The 584-nt window shown below is 73.3% G+C and carries 2 pseudogenes; both read left to right on the top strand.

What is annotated here, in order from left to right:
• Positions 1 to 48: 48 nt before the first annotated feature.
• Positions 49 to 183, top strand: a pseudogene (locus tag B7L92_RS43360) (Imm49 family immunity protein); the annotation flags it as partial.
• A 166-nt stretch (positions 184 to 349) separates the two neighbouring features.
• Positions 350 to 584: pseudogene (locus B7L92_RS41730) on the top strand (hypothetical protein); the annotation flags it as partial.

Here is a 584-nt window from a genome sequence, read left to right as displayed (position 1 = left end):
CGGGCCGGCGAGAAGCTCACCGCTGCGCCGGAGACGTCGGATCCCGCCGTGGTGCGGATCGCCCCGCGAGACCTGTTGCAAGGCGTGCTCTGTCCGCCGATCAACCTCTTCCACCACTTCGCGCGCAGGGACGAGACCGGATTCAGCCCTGCGATGGAGGAGGCGCTGAGGCCGCACAAGGCGCACTGGGCCCTCACGGAGGGCAGGGCGACGGACCTGGACGGTGTCATCGCTCTGGCCCCTTGCGATCGCCTGCTGGGCGTACGACGGGCGGCTTCCCCGTCGGGGTCGAGTCGGAGTGCCTGCCCGGGCGCCTTCTCCGGCACGACCGGCTCGGCGAGTTCCCGACGTGACCGCGCACGACTACGGCCACCAGCTCCTCGAGTCCGTCTCCGTCCGGCGTCGGCGTCTCCGCGACGCCCTCCTCCTCGGGGCCCAGCGGCAGTGCCGCTCGCTGGACGAGCGGTCGGGGAAGGTGTTCGCCGGGGGCGTGATCGCGGCGGTGGTGTGTGCCGGGTGCGTGGGGTCCGTTCCGACGGTGGGTCGGGGAGCCGAGGGAAGCGGCGGACGAGGCCGGGACGCCG

Source organism: Streptomyces viridosporus (genome assembly GCF_002078235.1).
GTDB classification, from domain to species: domain Bacteria; phylum Actinomycetota; class Actinomycetes; order Streptomycetales; family Streptomycetaceae; genus Streptomyces; species Streptomyces viridosporus.
This window is presented reverse-complemented; position numbering and strand designations above follow the sequence as displayed.